An 18759-nucleotide genomic window follows, 5' to 3' on the forward strand; every position below is an offset into this window, starting at 1 on the left:
CCATGTAGGTTTGGGCGTTTTTTATGAGAATTTGTTATAATAAATCAAAAGGAGTGATGATGAGCGAAACTCAAGTGTTTAATGAAGTGCTATTGCCCAAGCCTGACTATCCTGAAGACTGGGAGTGCTGTGGTAGCGAGTGCGGGGATTATTGTGTGTATGAGATATACAGCCGTGAAAAGCAGGCGTATGATGAGCAGCAAAAGCGCCATCAGGCATTTTTGGCTGCATTAACAGCAGCTGATGAATGATGCAGCACTGTTAAACACCCATAAACCCTAATCCGATGCGTCAGCCACAGCGTTCAGGCGATGGCGATAGAGCTTAACAAGCGGACATAAAAAAACCTTGCAATAAGTGCAAGGTTTTAATATGGTGGGGTCGGAGAGACTCGAACTCTCACACCTCGCGGCGCTGGAACCTAAATCCAGTGCGTCTACCAATTCCGCCACGACCCCAAAAGGGATAAGCATCACTGCTTTGTGGGCGCTATTATAGCAAATTTTTATGATTTGACAAGACTTTTTTTTGAAAAATTTTGATTTATTTTTATTCGCTGGTGTGTTTAAGCAAATTAGCTTAAAAATGTTGGATTGGTGTTTAATAAAAATCTTAATCTAAGGCCTAAGCAGATTTCGTCGGATCATGAACGCTGTTGTAAATTTGTTAATTGCCATTAAAAATTTATCCATATCATTATCATAGCGTTGAATGTCGCGGCTTTTACGGATATAATGACATCATCAATTGATAACGGCGTCCATCGGAAAAGTAGTTCGATGGCGCGTTTTTTATTATTCATAAGGTGATTATGAGACATTTTTTATTTGACATTATTTTCACTGTGATCTGCTTTGTGATAGCAGCATGGTGGGGCTACAGTCATGGTGGCGTTTCAGGCATGTTGATGGCGCTTGGCATCACCGCGATTTTGGCGATCATGGAGGTGTCATTATCCTTTGATAATGCGGTGGTGAATGCCTCTATTTTAAAGGGTTGGAATGATTTTTGGAAAAAGATTTTCTTAACCGTCGGTATTTTGATCGCGGTCTTTGGTATGCGTCTGGTATTTCCGATCGTCATCGTGGCAGTGACCGCCAATCTGGGCATGATGCAAGTCATCGACTTGGCGCTCAATGATCCGACCAGATATGCCGAGCATTTAAACGCGCATCATGCGGAGATTTCGGCATTTGGTGGCATGTTCTTGTTGTTGGTATTTTTAAAATTCATGTTTGGCGATAAAGATGTGCATTGGTTCCGTTGGCTGGAGTCGCGGTTGGTGCGCTTTAGCAAAGTCGATGCGATGAGTGTGTTTGTGGCATTGGTCGTCTTGATGATTTCAATGACTTGGGTGGATGAAGCTAAGCAGGGCGTCGTACTGACCGCAGGCCTGTGGGGTATTTTGGTTTATTTGGGTGTGAGCGTGCTGTCGGCATTGCTTGAAGGTGAGAGCGATCCTGACGAGGTGGTTTATGACGCCAAAGGCAATGTGATCGTCAATACCGCAGGCGTATCACCGACGATCCTAAAAGGCGGGGTGGCAGGTTTCTTGTACCTAGAGGTGCTGGATGCGTCATTCAGTTTTGATGGTGTGATCGGTGCTTTTGCCATCACCAATGATGTGATCATCATCATGATTGGTCTTGCGATCGGTGCGATGTTTGTGCGTTCGATGACCATTTATTTGGTGGATAAAGGTACATTAAGTGAGTTCGTGTATTTGGAGCATGGTGCGCATTATGCCATCGGTGCCTTGGCGGTGATCATGCTGCTATCGACCAAATTCCATGTGCCTGAGATCATCACAGGCTTGATCGGTGTGGCTTTCATTGCGTTGTCATTGTATAATTCGGTGCAATACAACAAAAGAAACGCTGTTTGATTTGAGTGCTTATCCAATAAAAAATGCCAGTTATATACTGGCATTTTTATTGGTAAATGGATGGATGCTTAAAGTGTTTGTGCTTTAGTTGCCAGAATACAGATCCACCACTTTGCCGACGATGATGATGGCAGGGGCGCTGACACCTGATTCAGCTTGTTTGGCGACGATATCGCTGAGCGTACCTGTCAAGACCGCTTGGTTTGGCAGACTGGCATTCGACACGATGGCGATCGGCAAATCACTTGGCAAGCCTGATCCGATCAGACTATCGACAATCTTGGGCAGTGCGTGCAGCCCCATATAAAACACCAAAGTCTCATCAGGCTGATAGGCGCTTTTTAGGCCATCAAACGCTTCATGCGTCTTATAGCACCCTGTCAAGAATCGCACCGAAGTCGCCACACCACGATGTGTCAAAGGAATGCCTGCACAGCTACCCGCTGCCAGTGCTGCCGTGATACCGCTGACGACTTGATAAGGTACGCCTGAGGCTTGGCACGCCAGCATCTCTTCACCACCCCGCCCAAAGACAAACGGATCACCACCTTTTAGGCGTAGCACTCGATGGCCTGCCTTGGCGTATTGCACCAATAACGCATTGATTTCATCTTGAGTTTTGGCGTGATCGGTGCGTTTTTTGCCGACAAAGATTTTTTGGCTATCACGGCGACACAGATCGATGATTTCAGGTGATACCAACGCATCGTACAACACGACATCAGCCTGCTGCATCAGCCTTAGCGCCTTAAAAGTCAATAAATCAGGATCGCCTGCACCAGCACCGACAATATAGACTTCGCCACCTTGTTTGCCTTGGTCAATAAAGCTTTGGAGCTCATCGTCCAATGGGGCAATCTGACGATCCGCCAAGGCTCGCTCGAACACCGATTCCCAAAAATAGCGTCGCTCGGTGATGGTCGGCAAGGCATCTTTGACCTTGGCACGAAATTCGCCCGCTTTGGCAGCAAGCTTACCGATACTGCTTGGCAAGCTGCTTTCAATCTTGGCTCGAATCAGTCGTGCCAATACAGGTGCTTTGCCATTACTAGACACACCAATCACCACAGGATCACGATCGACAATGGCAGGAAAAATAAAATCACAAAGCTTAGGCGTATCAACGACATTGACAGCAATGCCACGAGCCTGACAATCACCATGCAGTGCGACATTCACCGCATGATCATCGGTGGCACCAATGACGATGGCAGGCTGATAAGTGTCTAGATCGCTTGGTTCATAGATTTTTTGATGATAAGTGACCGCATTTTGTTTTAGAAACTGAATAAAATCTTCATCAAACTGCTTGGCAATCACCACCATGCGAGCCTGTGCCTTTGCCATCAATACCGCTTTACGGTGGGCGACATCACCGCCGCCGACGATCAGCACGGTTTTGTTATGTAGATTAAAAAATAAAGGCAAAGTATTCATGGCAGCTCGCTTTTTATGGATTAGCTAAATAATGGCAAACGATTAACCGACTCGCCATTATAGCCTGTTGCAAGGTCGGTCAAGGTTTTGCTTAAGGTTGCGACTTGATCATCAGCCACGACAAAGGCATCAGCACCTGATTTGACGAAGTAATTGGCTTGGTCTAAGGCAAACTTGCCTGCCACAATGATTTCACCAGTGTAGCCCTTATGACGAGCATGGCGAATTAGACTAAACACACGGCCGTCTTTAAAGTCCGCCAAATAAAACAGTAGTGATTTTGGCGATGCTGCCACAATCGCCTCAATCTCGTCAGGTGTGGTATCAGCATTCAATGCTGCCGATACCACTGCTTCATCAAGGGTGATGCTTTCGGTACGAGCATCTTTATATACTTTAGTTAGACTCATGATAATTCCTTATGCTTTATTATTGATTAGCTATAAACGGCGGCTTTGAACGGTGCGATACCCAATCGCTCAACCGCTTGAGCAAAGGTCTCAATATGCTCATCGCTTTCGATACGCTCGTTTTTATAGACATCAACGATGGTAGCAATCGTCTGCGCCACTTCATCAGCAGCGACCGCACGGCCTAGGATTTGACCAAGCTTGGCATTTTCGCCTGAGTTGCCACCTAGGCTGATTTGATACCAATGCTCGCCTTTTTTATCGACGCCAAGAATACCAATATCACCCACATGGTGGTGCGCACAAGCATTCATACAGCCTGACATATTTAGGCGAATATCACCCAAATCATACAGATAATCCAAGTCATTAAACAGCTTTTCGATCGATTCGGCGATATTATGCGTCGTGGCATTTGCCAAAGCACAATAATCAAAACCTGGGCAGACAATCATGTCTGTCAGCGTGCCGATATTGGCTCGAGCCAACTTCAAATCAACCAGTTTTTGCCATAGTGCATATAGGTCGGTGATTTTGACATCACCAAGCACAAGGTTTTGGTGATGCGTTGCGCGGATTTCACCTAGGCTATACTCATCTGACAAATCTGCCAAAGCAAACATTTGCTGATCAGTGATATCACCGGCTGGTACATAAGCATCGCCCACCACGCCTGCTTTTAGTGAAATTACCGCAGCACGGTAGCCGTTCACTTTATGGGCGACAGTGTTATGCTCATACCAGTTTTTAAAGTTGATATCGCCAAAAAATTCATCCAGCTTAGATTGTGCCTCTAGCGGATCGATTTGTTCATAATTTGGCGCGGTAAAATAGCTTTGTGCCTTCTCAAAATGTGCATCACTCAGGGTCAAATCACCATCTTTAAGCGTTTGCCATTCTTCATCGACTTTTTGGGCAAAGACATCTTTACCAAGGCTTTCGACAAGGATTTTGATACGCGCTTTGTATTTATTATCACGGCGACCTTCTAAATTATACACACGCAAAATCGCATCCAGATACGACAACAGATGACGGCGTGGCAAAAATTCATTAATCACCTTACCAATGATTGGCGTACGGCCAAGACCGCCACCAACCAGCACTTCAAAGCCAATCTCACCATCACGCTCAACCAAGTGCAAGCCGATATCATGCACCTGAGTGGCTGCACGGTCAGCCTTAGTGCCAATCACAGCAATCTTAAATTTGCGTGGCAAAAAGGCAAATTCAGGATGAAAAGTACTCCACTGACGGATAATCTCGCAGTATGGGCGTGGGTCAGCAATCTCATCGGCATGAATGCCTGAGTACGGATCAGTCGTCGTGTTACGGATACAGTTGCCTGATGTCTGAATGGCGTGCATCTGATTGGCGGCAAGCTTGGCAAGAATATCAGGCACTTCTTCTAACTTCACCCAGTTTAGCTGTAGATTGGTACGAGTGGTAAAATGCCCATAGCCACGGTCATAATCACGGGCAATCTCAGCAAGTGTACGCAGCTGATTGCTCGACATCAGACCATAAGGAATGGCAATGCGTAGCATCGGCGCATGACGCTGTACATACAGACCGTTTTGGAGACGAAGTGGCAAAAATTGCTCTTCTGGCAACTCACCTGCCAAAAAACGCTGGGTTTGGTCACGGAACTGAGCGACACGCTCGTCCACCAGTTTTTGGTCGGCATAGCTGTATTGATACATGATAATTTTCCTTTGGCGTATGGCTAAATGAATTGAAATAACAGGATGTTTTTGGATTAAGAATTATACCGCATCATGTTAAGCGTTGAGCATAAAAAATTAAAATTCAAAAATGGAATATCGGTAGATGGTTTGGGGATAATCTGATTTGACAGTTTATAAAAGACAACAACCGCCCATAATGAGCGGTTTGGTTTGTCAGAGAATTGAGCAAGTTTGGTCTGGTGTCACTCCGTCCCAAACTCACGGCGTTTTTTGGCAAAGAACCGATCCAGTCGATCCATCGCATCTTCAAGATCAATCAGATTTGGCAAAAATACCACACGGAAATGATCTGGCTGATCCCAGTTAAAGCCTGTGCCTTGGACAATCAGCACCTTTTCTTCGGTCAATAATTCCATCATAAATTTCATATCATTATCAATCGGATAGACATCACGATCAATCTTTGCAAAGCAATAAAACGCCCCTTGTGGCGTGGTGCAGCTGATGCCTTTGATGGCATTGAGTCGCTGTACCGCCAAATCACGCTGTTTGCATAGTCTGCCCGTCGGTGCGGTCAAAGCCTGCATAGACTGATAGCCACCCATCGCCGTCTGGATGGCATATTGAGCTGGCACATTGGCACACAGACGCATACTAGCGAGCATGGTCAAGCCCTCAATAAAATCAGTGGCATGGTCTTTTTTGCCCGATAGCATCAGCCAGCCTGAACGATAGCCTGCGATACGATGCGACTTGGATAAGCCGTTGAAAGTCAGCACCAAGCATTCATCAGTGATGGTACACATCGGTGTATGCACCGCACCATCGTACAAGATGCGATCATAAATCTCATCCGCCATGATGACTAAGCCATATTTTTTGGCAAGATTGGCGATGCTGTGTAGCATCTCATCGGAGTACAGTGCACCGGTTGGGTTATTTGGATTGATGATGACGATACCTTTGGTGCGTGGGGTGATTTTACTTTCGATATCTGCCAAATCAGGCTGCCAATTATCATCTTCATTACAGCGATAATGCACCGCCGTGCCGCCTGCCAGATTTGCTGCTGCCGTCCATAGTGGATAATCAGGCATCGGGATCAGCACCTCATCACCGTCATCAAGCAACGCCTGCATGGTCATCACAATCAGCTCACTCACGCCATTGCCGATATAGACATCCGCCACATCGGTCGCCGTCAACAATCCTTTGGCTTGATAATACTGCAAAATCGCCTTACGAGCTGCAAAAATCCCTTGTGAATCCGAATAACCCGACGCATCATTCAAATTCATCGCCACATCACGGACGATCTCATCTGGTGGCAATAGCCCAAATGGTGCTGGATTGCCGATATTTAGCTTGATGATACGCTGACCTTCAGCTTCCATGCGTACAGCGGTCTGAAGCAGTTCACCACGAATATCGTAGCAGACATTAGCAAGTTTACTGGATTTTTTTAAAGGTTTTGGGGTGTCGGTAAGCATAGCAGTTTCCACAGGTTGTGTCGTTTGTAAAATTGGAGTCATCATCGGCGTACCCATTGGCGTGACGACATCATCGCCCCGCAGCAAATAACTTTCGCTCACGCCAAGCACTTGGGCAAGAATCGGCAATTTAGCACTGGCAATGCCATTTTTGCCACATTCCCAATTGGCAATCGCACCACGACTGACAGGCGAGCCATACTCCCCCATCTTGATTGCTAAGCTTTCAGCAGACATACCGAGCGCCTTGCGACGCTGTTTTAGGCGAAGTCCTTGGGCTTGGGTGCTGGTTAAGGTGTCGTGACTGTCATTGTCTTGTAAAATTTGGCTCATGGCAACCATCGCTGATGAATGAATGGCAGTATTTTACGCCCATATTGACCATTTTGCAAGTTATGCTTGGCAAGTTTTTGTTACTTTGATCAATTTAGCAATATGAATAATAAAAATGCAAGTTTTACTTGCAAAATAACTGAATTTTGGCAAATTTATCGCTTTTATCAGATGATCCATCGATTTTATGATACAATCAAAGCAGCCATCATGCCAACCAGTGTGGCCGATGGTGTTTAACTTAATAAATACAATATACCCAATGAGGATTTAAGGATAATCATGAAAACCATCGACCAAGACACCTTACGCACCATGACAGATAGCGATTGGCGAGAGCGACTTGATGAGCTGTCTTACTATGTGCTACGCCAAAAAGGCACGGAGCGGGCCTTTACAGGTATTTATACCGATACCGAAACGGCAGGCACTTATCACTGTAAGGGCTGTCATGCGCCACTATTTAGTAGCACGGCTAAATTTCATTCTGGCTGTGGTTGGCCAAGCTTTGATCAGGTGATTGATAAACAAGCTGTCGATGAGACGCTGGATCTGTCGCATGGGATGCGTCGCATCGAAGTCACCTGCCATCACTGCGGTGGGCATCTGGGTCATGTCTTTGATGATAATTATGTCACAGATACTGGTCTGAGATATTGCATCAACTCAGCAGCAGTGGTTTTGGAGCCTAATGCTTGATGAGTGGGATTTTTGAGGTTCGTGTGATGTAAAAATTTGTCAAAAATTGTTGGATTTTTTGCAAAATTTTATATATAATAGCCAAAATCTACGACGAGCGAGTGATTATGAATACATCTAACTTTATCTTGGCATTTCAAGGGTAAGTTATTTGTATCAATCATTCGCTTTTTTGTGCGTGATTTTCCTACCATGAATGGTCTAGTGGCGAGCGATCGCCAAAAAATTTTATCCAAAATTTGGCTATTCTTAATATTTTTAGGCTAAAATATTTAAAATCTATAATAAATCCGGGGCAGATTCATGACAGCACAAGCAACCTTAAAAGCCGTATTGGCACTGGCAGACGGCACAATTTTTCGTGGTGTGAGCATCGGTGCCACAGGCGAAACTGTCGGTGAAGTGGTATTTAACACAGCGATGACAGGCTACCAAGAGATCTTAACCGACCCAAGCTATGCAGGACAAATGGTCACCTTGACCTATCCGCACATCGGCAACACGGGCTGTAACGATGAAGATCGTGAATCAGGTTGCATCCATAAGGTGTGGGCGACAGGGTTGATTATTCGTGATTTGCCGCTACTGCACTCAAACTTTCGTGCCACAGGCTCGCTGTCAGATTATCTGATTGCCAATAATGTCGTGGCGATCGCTGACATTGACACTCGTAAGCTGACCACATTACTACGCACCACAGGTGCTCAAAATGGCTGCATCATGACAGCCGATAGCGATGGCAATATCGATGAAGCTCGCGCGATTGAGCTTGCCAAATCAGCACCATCGATGAAAGGTCAAGACCTTGCCAAGGTCTGCTGCGACCAAGACGGCTACATCTGGACTGAAGGCTCATGGGAGCTTGCCAATGATGGCCGCAATGCCAAGACAACCGAGACTGGCGGCCGCTTCCGTAAGCTTGGCGAAGATATCGAGCATCGCTTTAATATTGTGGCTTATGACTTTGGTGTCAAAACCAACATCTTGCGTATGCTTGTCGATCGTGGCTGTCATGTCACTGTCGTACCTGCGACCACGCCTGTGGCTGAAGTGCTAAAGCACAACCCAGATGGTATTTTCTTGTCAAACGGCCCTGGTGATCCTGAGCCATGTACTTATGCTATCGATGCGATTCGTCATATTATTAATGAGACCGCCATTCCAGTGTTTGGCATCTGCTTAGGTCATCAGCTATTGGCATTGGCAAGTGGGGCGAAGACCTTGAAGATGAAGTTTGGTCATCACGGAGCGAACCATCCAGTCCAAAATATCCTAGATGGTACTGTGATGATCACAAGCCAAAACCACGGTTTTGCGGTCGATGAATCAAGCCTGCCTGCCAATGTGCGTGTGACACATCGTTCATTGTTTGATGGCTCAAACCAAGGCATCGAGCTGACCAATCGTCCTGCATTTAGCTTCCAAGGACATCCAGAAGCCAGCCCAGGCCCACATGATTGTGCGGTGCTGTTTGATCAATTTATTGAGCAGATGAGCGAGTTTAAGGGCTAGTTGGTCATGCAAGTGATTACCAGCCACGATGCATCTCGCCGTTGGGTATTAGCACTGATGGCAGATGGGCAAGTACGCACCCGCCATCAGATTTATGCAGATACTGCTAAACTTGCCAATATCAGTCAAGAAGAGATGGCGACACCTTTGGCATCGGGTCAAAGCCGTGTCGAAAATTCTTTGGGCTGGGCGATTTCTAGCTTAACCAAAGCAGGCATTTTTAAAAGATTGGCAAGAGCTACTTATCAAATTACACCGCTTGGCACTACAAAAGCCAAAGAGTGGCGTGATTTACAAGGTATTAGCGAAAAGCAATTTGTGGGTTTGGCTGATTGGGATAATTACCAAGCAGAAATCAAAGCCCGTAAAACGCAGCAGAATCAAACTGATCATGCGGCAGTCAATCTGAACGATACTGACCTTGATGCCGAGATTGATTATGAACAACAAGCCATCACAGCGGTGCAAGAGCTTGAAAACTTGTTGGCGGTGGATTTGCTTGAGCGACTGCGGACACAGACACCTGAATTTTTTGAAAAGGCGGTGATTCGCACTTTGCTTGCGATGGGTTATGGTGGTAAAGAAAACCTGTTTGAACATGTCGGTAAATCGCATGATGGCGGTATTGATGGCGTGATTAAGCAAGATCCGCTTGGCATCCAAAATATCTATATCCAAGCCAAACGCTATCATGATGGCAACACGATTGGCAGTAAAGAAATTCAGTCGTTTGTTGGTGCATTGCAAGGTCGTGGCGTTGAGCGAGGTGTATTTATTACCACCTCATCATTTACCAAATCTGCTAAAGAGTATGCCGAAAAGCTATTGGGTAAGGTGGTGCTGATTGATGGTCAGAATTTGGTAACACTGATGATTCGCTACAAAGTTGGTATTCAGACCAAGCAGCTGCTTGAAATTTGTGAAATTGACGAAGATTTTTTCGAATAACTAGATTTAAAGATTTAACCAAAAGGGTAAGATTATGCCAAAACGCAATGATATTAAAAGTATCCTAATCATCGGCGCAGGCCCGATTGTCATCGGTCAAGCGTGTGAGTTTGACTACTCAGGCGCTCAAGCCTGTAAAGCCCTAAAAGAAGAGGGTTATCGAGTTATCCTAGTCAACTCAAACCCAGCAACCATCATGACCGACCCTGTGATGGCGGATGCAACTTACATTGAGCCGATCACTTGGCAGACTGTTGAGGGTATCATCGCCAAAGAGCGTCCAGATGCTATTTTGCCAACCATGGGCGGTCAAACTGCACTGAACTGTGCACTGGATTTGGATAAGCATGGTGTGCTTGCCAAATATGGCTGTGAGCTGATTGGTGCAACCAAAGATGCCATCGAAAAAGCCGAAGACCGTGAGCTGTTTGACAAAGCCATGAAAAAAATCGGCCTAGAATGCCCACGCGCTGACATCGCTGAGTCGATGGAAGAAGCACTTGAGATTCAGGCACGCTTTGGCTTCCCTGTGATTATCCGTCCTTCATTTACCATGGGTGGCTCAGGTGGCGGTATTGCTTATAACCGCGATGAGTTTATTGAAATTTGTGAGCGTGGTTTTGATCTATCACCAACGCATCAGCTGTTGATTGACGAAAGCTTGATCGGCTGGAAAGAGTACGAGATGGAAGTGGTGCGTGACAAGAACGACAACTGCATCATCGTCTGCTCAATCGAAAACTTCGATCCAATGGGCGTGCATACTGGCGACTCAATCACCGTTGCGCCAGCACAGACCTTGACTGATAAAGAATATCAGCTGATGCGTAATGCATCGATCGCAGTACTGCGTGAAATCGGTGTTGAGACTGGTGGCTCAAACGTGCAGTTTGGCATCAACCCTGCCAACGGTCGTATGGTGGTGATTGAGATGAACCCGCGTGTAAGCCGCTCATCGGCATTGGCATCCAAGGCAACGGGTTTCCCAATCGCCAAAATCGCTGCCAAATTGGCTGTGGGCTATACCCTAGATGAGCTAAAAAATGACATCACTGGTGGCAAAACGCCAGCAAGCTTTGAGCCATCGATTGACTATGTCGTGACCAAGATTCCACGCTTTAACTTCGAAAAATTCCCACAAGCGGAAAATACCTTGACCACTCAGATGAAATCAGTGGGTGAGGTGATGGCGATTGGTCGTAATTTTCAAGAATCAATGCAAAAAGCCTTGCGTGGCCTAGAAACGGGTGCAACTGGCTTTGATGAAATCATCGAGCTTGAAGGCAAATCAGCCGATGCCATCAATAGCGAAATCAAAAACAAGCTGTCGATTCCAACGCCTGATCGTATCTTCTATATCGCTGAAGCGTTCCGCCATGGTTTTGATTTGGATGCAGTCTATCAATACACCAAAATCGATCCTTGGTTCTTGGTACAAATCGAAGACATCGTCAAAACCGAAAGCGAAATCAAATCACTGGGCTTTGGCGGCCTAAATGCCGACAATCTACGTACCTTTAAACGCAAGGGCATGAGCGATCTTCGCATCGCAAACTTAATGGGCATCAGCCAAAAACAACTGCGCAAACAGCGTTGGGATCTTGGTGTGTATCCTGTGTATAAGCGTGTCGATACCTGCGCGGCAGAGTTTGAGACTTCGACCGCTTATATGTATTCAAGCTATGATGATGAATGCGAAGCACGCCCAAGCGACAAAGATAAAATCATGGTTATCGGCGGTGGCCCAAACCGTATCGGTCAAGGTATCGAGTTTGACTACTGCTGTGTGCACGCAGCACTTGCCATGCGTGAAGATGGCTATGAGACCATCATGGTGAACTGTAACCCAGAAACTGTCTCAACAGACTATGACACATCAGATCGCCTATACTTTGAGCCTGTGACACTAGAAGATGTGCTTGAGATTATCCGCACCGAAAAACCAAAAGGCGTCATCGTGCAGTATGGCGGTCAGACACCGCTGAAGCTGGCTCGTGCATTAGAAAAAGCAGGTGCGCCAATCATCGGTACAAGCCCTGATGCCATCGACCGTGCCGAAGACCGTGAACGCTTCCAGCGTATGCTGCATCAGCTGAACTTAAATCAGCCACCAAACGCACTGGCGACCAGTAGTGAAGATGGTATCGTCAAAGCGCAATCTGTCGGTTATCCACTGGTTGTCCGCCCATCCTATGTCCTAGGTGGCCGTGCGATGGAAATCGTGTATAACGAAGATGAGCTCAAACGCTATCTGCGTGAAGCGGTACAAGCATCGAACGAAGCACCAGTGCTACTAGATCGCTTCTTGGATGATGCCATCGAAGTGGATGTGGATTGTGTGTCTGATGGCAAAACCGTCGTCATCGGTGGTATCATGCAGCACATCGAACAAGCAGGCGTGCACTCAGGCGACTCAGCGTGTAGCTTGCCACCGTATTCATTGAGCAATGACATCCAAGATCAGATCCGTGAGCAGACCATTGCGATGGCAAAAGAGCTGGGCGTTGTTGGTCTGATGAACGTGCAATATGCGGTCAAAGATAACACTGTGTATATCCTAGAAGTGAACCCGCGCGCGAGCCGTACAGTGCCATTTGTCTCAAAATGTATCGGTACATCACTTGCCAAAGTCGCTGCCCGTTGTATGGCAGGCAAGAGCTTAGAAGAGCAGGGCTTTACCAGTGAAATCATTCCGACGCATTATTCGGTCAAAGAAGCGGTATTCCCATTTGCCAAGTTCCCAGGTGTGGATCCAATCCTAAGCCCAGAGATGAAATCAACAGGTGAAGTGATGGGTGTGGGCAAGACCTTTGGCGAAGCTTTCTACAAAGCTGTTATCGGCTCAAACGAACGCCTACCAGGCTTACCGGTAGCAGGCGAAGTCAAAAAAGCCTTCTTGTCAGTGCGTGATAGTGATAAAAAACACCTGCCAGCCGTCGCCAAACAGCTGATTGACTATGGCTTTATTCTGGTCGCGACAGGCGGCACTCAGCAGGTATTGGCGGATGCAGGCATCGCTTGTGAGCGTATCAATAAGGTCAACGAAGGTCGTCCACACATTGTTGATATGCTAAAAAATGGTGAAATCCACTTGGTCATCAACACCACCGAAGGCAAGCAGGCTCAGGAAGATTCGTTCTTGATCCGTCGCAGCGCCCTACAAAACAAGGTGTTTTATGTGACCACGATGAGTGCTGCTCAAGCGGTGTGCATGGCGTACCAAGTCAAACTGCCATTTGATGTGTATAAGCTACAAGATTTGCATTCAGCATAATCTTAGGCGGTCTGACACCAAACACCGATTGTTATGTTGGCAGTCGGTGTTTTGTTTAAATATCATTCGTCCGATTGCTTGGTACAATTGACATACATAAAAGCCTTGCAATTTTATAAAAAGCAAGTACAATGGTATCAAATTTTAGTCAAAAAGCCTTGCCAGATGAAAGTTTGGCAAGCTTTTTTGCATTTGTTTTTTAAAAAAGGAATCTTTATGCAACGCTATCCAATGACCCCACAAGGACATCAAGCACTTGAAGAAGAGCTAAAACAGCTCAAAACCGTCGAACGCCCACGCATCACCACTGCGATCGCTGAGGCTCGTGAGCATGGCGACCTAAAAGAAAATGCAGAATATCATGCCGCCCGTGAACAGCAAGGCCTGTGCGAAGCGCGTATCCGTGATATCGAAGCCAAGCTGGGCGGCGCGCAAGTCATCGATCCAACCAAACTGCCACAAGATGGTCGTGTGGTGTTTGGCGTTACCGTTGAGCTTGAAAATCTTGATGATGGCGCCAAGCGTCGCTACAAGATTGTGGGCGATGATGAAGCGGATTTTAAATCAGGTAAAATCTCGGTCAACTCGCCAATCGCTCGTGGCTTGATTGGCAAATCAGAAGGTGATGAAGCCAAAATCCAGACACCAAGCGGTGTGGCTGAATTTGAAATCCTTGAAGTGATTTACCAATAAAACCGATCAATCAAAAGGCGTTATATGAAACATTTACACATGCTGGTCGCGGTCGTGACGATCTTGTTGTACCTTTATCAGGCCGTGCCGATTTTTACTGGCAAAAAAGCCAAGCGCTCGCCTGCATTTAGTGGCATGACGCATCTGGTCTATACCGTGCTGATGCTAACAGGTCTATGGCTATTTTGGCAGCTGTACCAAGTGGCAGGCATGCAGCATTGGGCGATTGCCAAGTTGGTACTCTTAATCGTGGCGGTATCTGCCAACATCAAGGCGCTGCGCAATCAAGATCTGTCATTATCACAGGCCAAGGCTGGGATGCTGATCGCAGGTGTGGCTTATGCAGGCATTGTCTTTTTGGCGGTTACTAAGCCGATGCTATAAGCAAGATCCGTGGCCGTCGATGGCCATTGATGAAGACAAATTCGAGGCTGAATTTGTCTTTTTTATTGGCTCAAAGGGATGAAATGTTTACAATTCTTTGCTTAAGATGACGACTGGATTGTGCTACAATTATACAATTTTTTTGACAAATTGTTTTATCATTTGAAATAATATTACAATTTATACACCGTTAATCATAATCCAACATGGGTTTAAAGGGTAAATATGCTAAGCTTAACCGCTGACAGCGTGCGTATGCAAGCAACTGCACGCAGCAAACAAGAGGCACTGTCGGTGCTTTGTGAGATTTTGGTGGCAGATGGTCTGACCACGCCAGAGTATTTACAAGGCCTAAAAGATCGTGAAAATCAGTCATCGACCTACCTGGGTCAAGGCATCGCCATTCCGCATGGCACACCAGATTCGCGCAGCAGCATCAAGAAAACTGGCGTCAGATTGGTGCATTTTGCCGATGGTGTTCAGTGGAATGATGCAGGCGATGTGGTGTATTTGGCGGTGGTGATCGCAGCACAGTCCGATGAGCATTTGCAGATTTTACAAAGCTTAACACGCGCTTTAAATGATGATGTGGCCACCCAAATCCAGCAAGCTACCACAGCAGAGGCGCTCATCGAAGCTTTGGGCGCGACCAAAAAACCACTGCGACTGTCGGATGCATTGATCATCACCGACAGTCTGGCAAGTGATGTCGATGAGCTGTATCTGCAAGCGGCGCAGCTACTCAAAAAACAAGGCGTGATCAGCTCGCTATTTTTGCCCAAGCATACACCCACGCAGCTTAGCGATGCGGTGAGTGCAGTGATTTTAGAAGAGCAGCAGGGCATCCATCAGTCGGCATTGGCTATGGTGGCCAGTGCCAAGCAAGCTTTGGCGGTGATCACTGCCGAAAAATCTGTCGATCGCGCAGCACTGTCACAGCTATTAGATACACTGATGAGTCAGTCGCTTGCTGATGCGATTCGCCAAAAAGATACCCAATCGATCCTTCAGCTGCTTGGCATCCAAAATCAAGCCAACTGGCCATCAGCCTCCGTTGTGCTGGCCAATGATCACGGGCTGCATGCGCGTCCTGCGACGGCACTGGCGGCGCTGACCAAGCACATCGATGGTGAGATCAAGGTCTCAGTAGATGCTGGGGAGTATGTTTCTGCCAAGAGCTTGACGCGGCTTTTGTCATTGGGCGCCATCAAAGGGCAGACGCTGACTTTTATTGCAGAACCCGACACACAAGCAGCATCCAAGCTTGATGAGATCATTGATGCGGTGCGTTCAGGATTGGGCGAAAGCGTCAGTCCTGTTGTCAGCCCTGTTGTTAGCCATGACACGGATCAGACATCCGATGCATCAACTATAAATAACAGTATCGGCATCCAGCCTGGTGTGCGACACAAAGCGATCAATGCTTCTCAAGGTTTGGCGGTCGGTGGGGCGCATATCATCAAGCCAGTGCGCTACCATTATCCGATGACTGCCCAATTTCCAGAAGCAGAAATGACCAAACTACAAGAGGCAATCGCTGCTGTCAAGGCAGATCTGCAAGTGGTCATTAAAACCGCCAAAAATCCTCAGATCGCTGAGATTTTCGCTGCACATCTGGCATTACTAGACGATGATGAGATGTTGATGGGTGTCAAAGAGGGGCTGCAAGAGGGCTTATCAGCACCGGCAGCATGGCATGCGATGATCGAAGAGCTGGCATCGGCTCAGGCGGCGCTCGCAAATCAGCTGCTGGCCGAGCGCGCTCAAGACTTGAAAGACATCGGCCAAAAGGTGCTATTAAAGCTTGTGGGTGAAACACAGGCAGCGCCACCTGATGCGCCTTATGTGCTCATCAAAGAAGATCTCTTGCCATCTGATGTGGCCAATCTCGATCCGACCAGTGTGGCAGGCATCATCACTGCCGTCGGTGGAGCAAGCTCACACAGCGCCATCATTGCGCGTGCCTTGGGCATACCTGCACTGGTCGGTGCTGGTCAGTCTGTACTGGAGATTCAAGGTGGGACTTCGGTGCTGCTTGATGGCGGTGCTGGCTGGTTCGTCGTTGAGCCAAGTGATGAGATGATCGCTGAATGTCGCGAGATTCAGGCAGCGCGCCGTGAGATGATGCGCAAGGCGGCTTTGGTGGCCAAAGAGCCTGCAATCACCACCGATGGCCATCGTGTTGAGGTGGCAGCAAACCTAGGTAATGTCGCTGACACCGCCAATGCTGTCGCCAATGGTGCTGAGGGTGTGGGTCTGTTGCGTACTGAGCTTGTGTTTATGTCGCACACCCAAATCCCTGATATCAAGACACAAGTGGCAGATTATGCACAGGTTTTTGAGGCTTTGGATGGTAAGCCATTGGTGGTGCGTGTGCTTGACATTGGTGGGGATAAGGCCTTGCCGTATCTGCCGATGGCCGCTGAAGAAAACCCATTTTTGGGCTTACGCGGCATTCGCTTGTTACTTGCAAAACCGGAGCTGCTGCGCGCACAGCTCACCGCCTTGATCGTGGCATCAGAGGGTCGTGATTTGCGCATTATGTTTCCGATGATTGGACGCATTGAGGAATTTTTTGCAGCCAAAGCGATTTTAGATGAGGTGTTGGTGCAGTATCCGCATGACCAATTGCAAGTAGGCATCATGCTTGAGGTGCCAAGTGCTGCAGTGATGGCGCATCAATTTGCCAAAGAAGTGGACTTTTTTAGCATCGGTACCAATGATTTGACCCAATATGTGCTGGCCATCGATCGCGGACATCCTGTGATCTCAAAAGATGCCGATGGCCTGCATCCAAGTATTCTACAGCTGATCCATCAAGCTGTCACAGCAGCGCATCGTGAGGGCAAATGGGTGGGCGTTTGTGGTGAATTAGCAGCTGATCCTGATGCTGTGCCGCTATTGGTCGGTCTGGGTGTTGATGAGCTGTCAATGTCTGCCAAAAGCATCGCCATGACCAAAGCGATGATCCGTGAGATGCAGTATAGCCAAATGCAAGCGCTTGCCATGCAGGCTTTGGAATGTCAAACTGCCGAACAAGTACGCCAACTGGTCAAGCAGCTATGAAAAAAGTACTGTGTATCACCTTAAATCCAGCGCTGGATATGACCATCGCTGTCGATGGCCTAAAAATCGGCGAGGTCAATCGCGCGACCAGCACGCAGTTGGACGCTGCTGGCAAGGCTCTAAATTCTGCGCAGATCTTGGCTGATTTGGGTATTGATTGTATCGCTAGTGGGTTTTTGGGACAACAAAACCAAGCAAGCTTTGTTCAATTATTTGCCGATCGTTGTACGCCTGCTGCCATCGAAGATCAGTTCGTGCGTGTCGATGGCAATACGCGCACCAATATAAAGCTTGTCGATCATGGTACGACGACCGATGTCAATGGCAAGGGCTTTTGGGTTACAGATGCAGATAAAACAAAACTGCTCCAAAAAGCTGGCCAACTGGCTACTGCCTGTGATGCTGTACTGATTGCAGGCAGTCTGCCACAGGGTTTTGGCATGGATGATTTTCACCAACTGATCAATGTGGTGATGGCGGTCAACCCCAAGCTTGCGGTTGATGTCAGTGGTGAAGCCCTTAAAGCAGCCATGAGTTATCCGCTGTGGCTAATTAAGCCTAATAGCGATGAGCTGACTGAAGCATTTGGCATGGCGTGTCAGACAGCTGATGAGCAGCGCGCGCTTTTGACAGCAGTGGGTGCAAGCATTGAGCATGTGGTTATCTCAATGGGTGAAAAAGGCGTGCATTGGTACGCGCCACATGCTGCTTATCATGCCACACCACCTAAAGTGACGGTAAAAAGCACGGTTGGTGCTGGCGATACTTTGGTGGCAGCTATGATCCAAGGGCTGCTAGGTGCAGACGAAGATGCACAAGTGCTAACCCAAGCTGTAGCGCTATCTGCGCATGCAGTCAGCATTGTTGGCTTTGGGGTGGCTGATCCTGAACGCTTGGCGACATTGATGGCTCAAGTCCAAATCAATCGAATTTAATTTAT

General features: G+C 47.3%; 14 protein-coding genes and 1 tRNA gene. 10 read left to right on the top strand and 5 right to left on the bottom strand.

The annotated features are described in order from the left end of the window. Window positions 1-56: 56 nt before the first annotated feature. Complete coding sequence (locus AZ602_RS05435) at window positions 57-251, top strand: oxidoreductase-like domain-containing protein (protein WP_078317689.1); 195 nt, start codon at window positions 57-59, stop codon at window positions 249-251. A 122-nt stretch (window positions 252-373) separates the two neighbouring features. Here the strand turns inward: AZ602_RS05435 and AZ602_RS05440 are convergent. Then, window positions 374-458: transfer RNA gene (locus tag AZ602_RS05440), tRNA-Leu, on the bottom strand. A 353-nt stretch (window positions 459-811) separates the two neighbouring features. Between AZ602_RS05440 and AZ602_RS05445 the strand changes: the two genes are divergently transcribed. Then, window positions 812-1885 carry a DUF475 domain-containing protein gene (locus AZ602_RS05445; RefSeq protein WP_103034058.1) on the top strand — a complete coding sequence of 358 codons (1074 nt, stop codon included), beginning with the start codon at window positions 812-814 and terminating at the stop codon, window positions 1883-1885. Window positions 1886-1969: 84 nt separating this feature from the next. Here the strand turns inward: AZ602_RS05445 and cysG are convergent, their stop codons facing one another. From cysG to AZ602_RS05465, 4 genes are all read right to left on the bottom strand, one after another. Next, entirely contained in the window at window positions 1970-3322 is a 1353-nt protein-coding gene (gene cysG, locus AZ602_RS05450; protein WP_103034059.1) for a siroheme synthase CysG, read from the bottom strand. 20 nt (window positions 3323-3342) lie between these two features. Beyond that, window positions 3343-3732, bottom strand: a complete 390-nt coding sequence (locus tag AZ602_RS05455; RefSeq protein ID WP_103034060.1) for a DUF934 domain-containing protein — start codon at window positions 3730-3732, stop codon at window positions 3343-3345. 26 nt (window positions 3733-3758) lie between these two features. Continuing rightward, window positions 3759-5435: a nitrite/sulfite reductase gene (locus AZ602_RS05460; RefSeq protein ID WP_103034061.1), complete on the bottom strand. Its 1677-nt coding sequence runs from the start codon at window positions 5433-5435 to the stop codon at window positions 3759-3761. A gap of 227 nt (window positions 5436-5662) precedes the next feature. Then, window positions 5663-7243, bottom strand: a complete 1581-nt coding sequence (locus AZ602_RS05465) for an aminotransferase class I/II-fold pyridoxal phosphate-dependent enzyme (protein ID WP_103034102.1) — start codon at window positions 7241-7243, stop codon at window positions 5663-5665. A 282-nt stretch (window positions 7244-7525) separates the two neighbouring features. Between AZ602_RS05465 and msrB the strand changes: the two genes are divergently transcribed. The 8 genes from msrB to pfkB all read left to right on the top strand — a co-directional run bounded on the left by msrB (window position 7526) and on the right by pfkB (window position 18754). Further along, window positions 7526-7942 (top strand): peptide-methionine (R)-S-oxide reductase MsrB, encoded by a 417-nt coding sequence (gene msrB / locus AZ602_RS05470; RefSeq protein WP_103034062.1) that lies wholly within the window; start codon window positions 7526-7528, stop codon window positions 7940-7942. A gap of 303 nt (window positions 7943-8245) precedes the next feature. Continuing rightward, entirely contained in the window at window positions 8246-9454 is a 1209-nt protein-coding gene (gene carA / locus AZ602_RS05475; RefSeq protein WP_103034063.1) for a glutamine-hydrolyzing carbamoyl-phosphate synthase small subunit, read from the top strand. Between the two features lie 6 nt (window positions 9455-9460). Continuing rightward, window positions 9461-10402: a restriction endonuclease gene (locus tag AZ602_RS05480; RefSeq protein ID WP_103034064.1), complete on the top strand. Its 942-nt coding sequence runs from the start codon at window positions 9461-9463 to the stop codon at window positions 10400-10402. Window positions 10403-10436: 34 nt separating this feature from the next. Then, complete coding sequence (carB, locus tag AZ602_RS05485) at window positions 10437-13676, top strand: carbamoyl-phosphate synthase large subunit (RefSeq protein ID WP_103034065.1); 3240 nt, start codon at window positions 10437-10439, stop codon at window positions 13674-13676. Between the two features lie 216 nt (window positions 13677-13892). Continuing rightward, window positions 13893-14369: a transcription elongation factor GreA gene (greA, locus tag AZ602_RS05490; RefSeq protein ID WP_078317744.1), complete on the top strand. Its 477-nt coding sequence runs from the start codon at window positions 13893-13895 to the stop codon at window positions 14367-14369. Between the two features lie 24 nt (window positions 14370-14393). Continuing rightward, window positions 14394-14753: a SirB2 family protein gene (locus tag AZ602_RS05495; protein WP_103034066.1), complete on the top strand. Its 360-nt coding sequence runs from the start codon at window positions 14394-14396 to the stop codon at window positions 14751-14753. Window positions 14754-14978: 225 nt separating this feature from the next. Further along, window positions 14979-17819, top strand: a complete 2841-nt coding sequence (ptsP, locus tag AZ602_RS05500) for a phosphoenolpyruvate--protein phosphotransferase (protein WP_103034067.1) — start codon at window positions 14979-14981, stop codon at window positions 17817-17819. After that, entirely contained in the window at window positions 17816-18754 is a 939-nt protein-coding gene (gene pfkB / locus AZ602_RS05505; RefSeq protein WP_103034068.1) for a 1-phosphofructokinase, read from the top strand. The genes ptsP and pfkB overlap by 4 nt, the downstream gene beginning before the upstream one ends. Window positions 18755-18759 lie beyond the last annotated feature (5 nt).

This window comes from Moraxella sp. RCAD0137, from assembly GCF_002894025.1.
Taxonomy (GTDB): Bacteria; Pseudomonadota; Gammaproteobacteria; order Pseudomonadales; family Moraxellaceae; genus Moraxella; species Moraxella porci.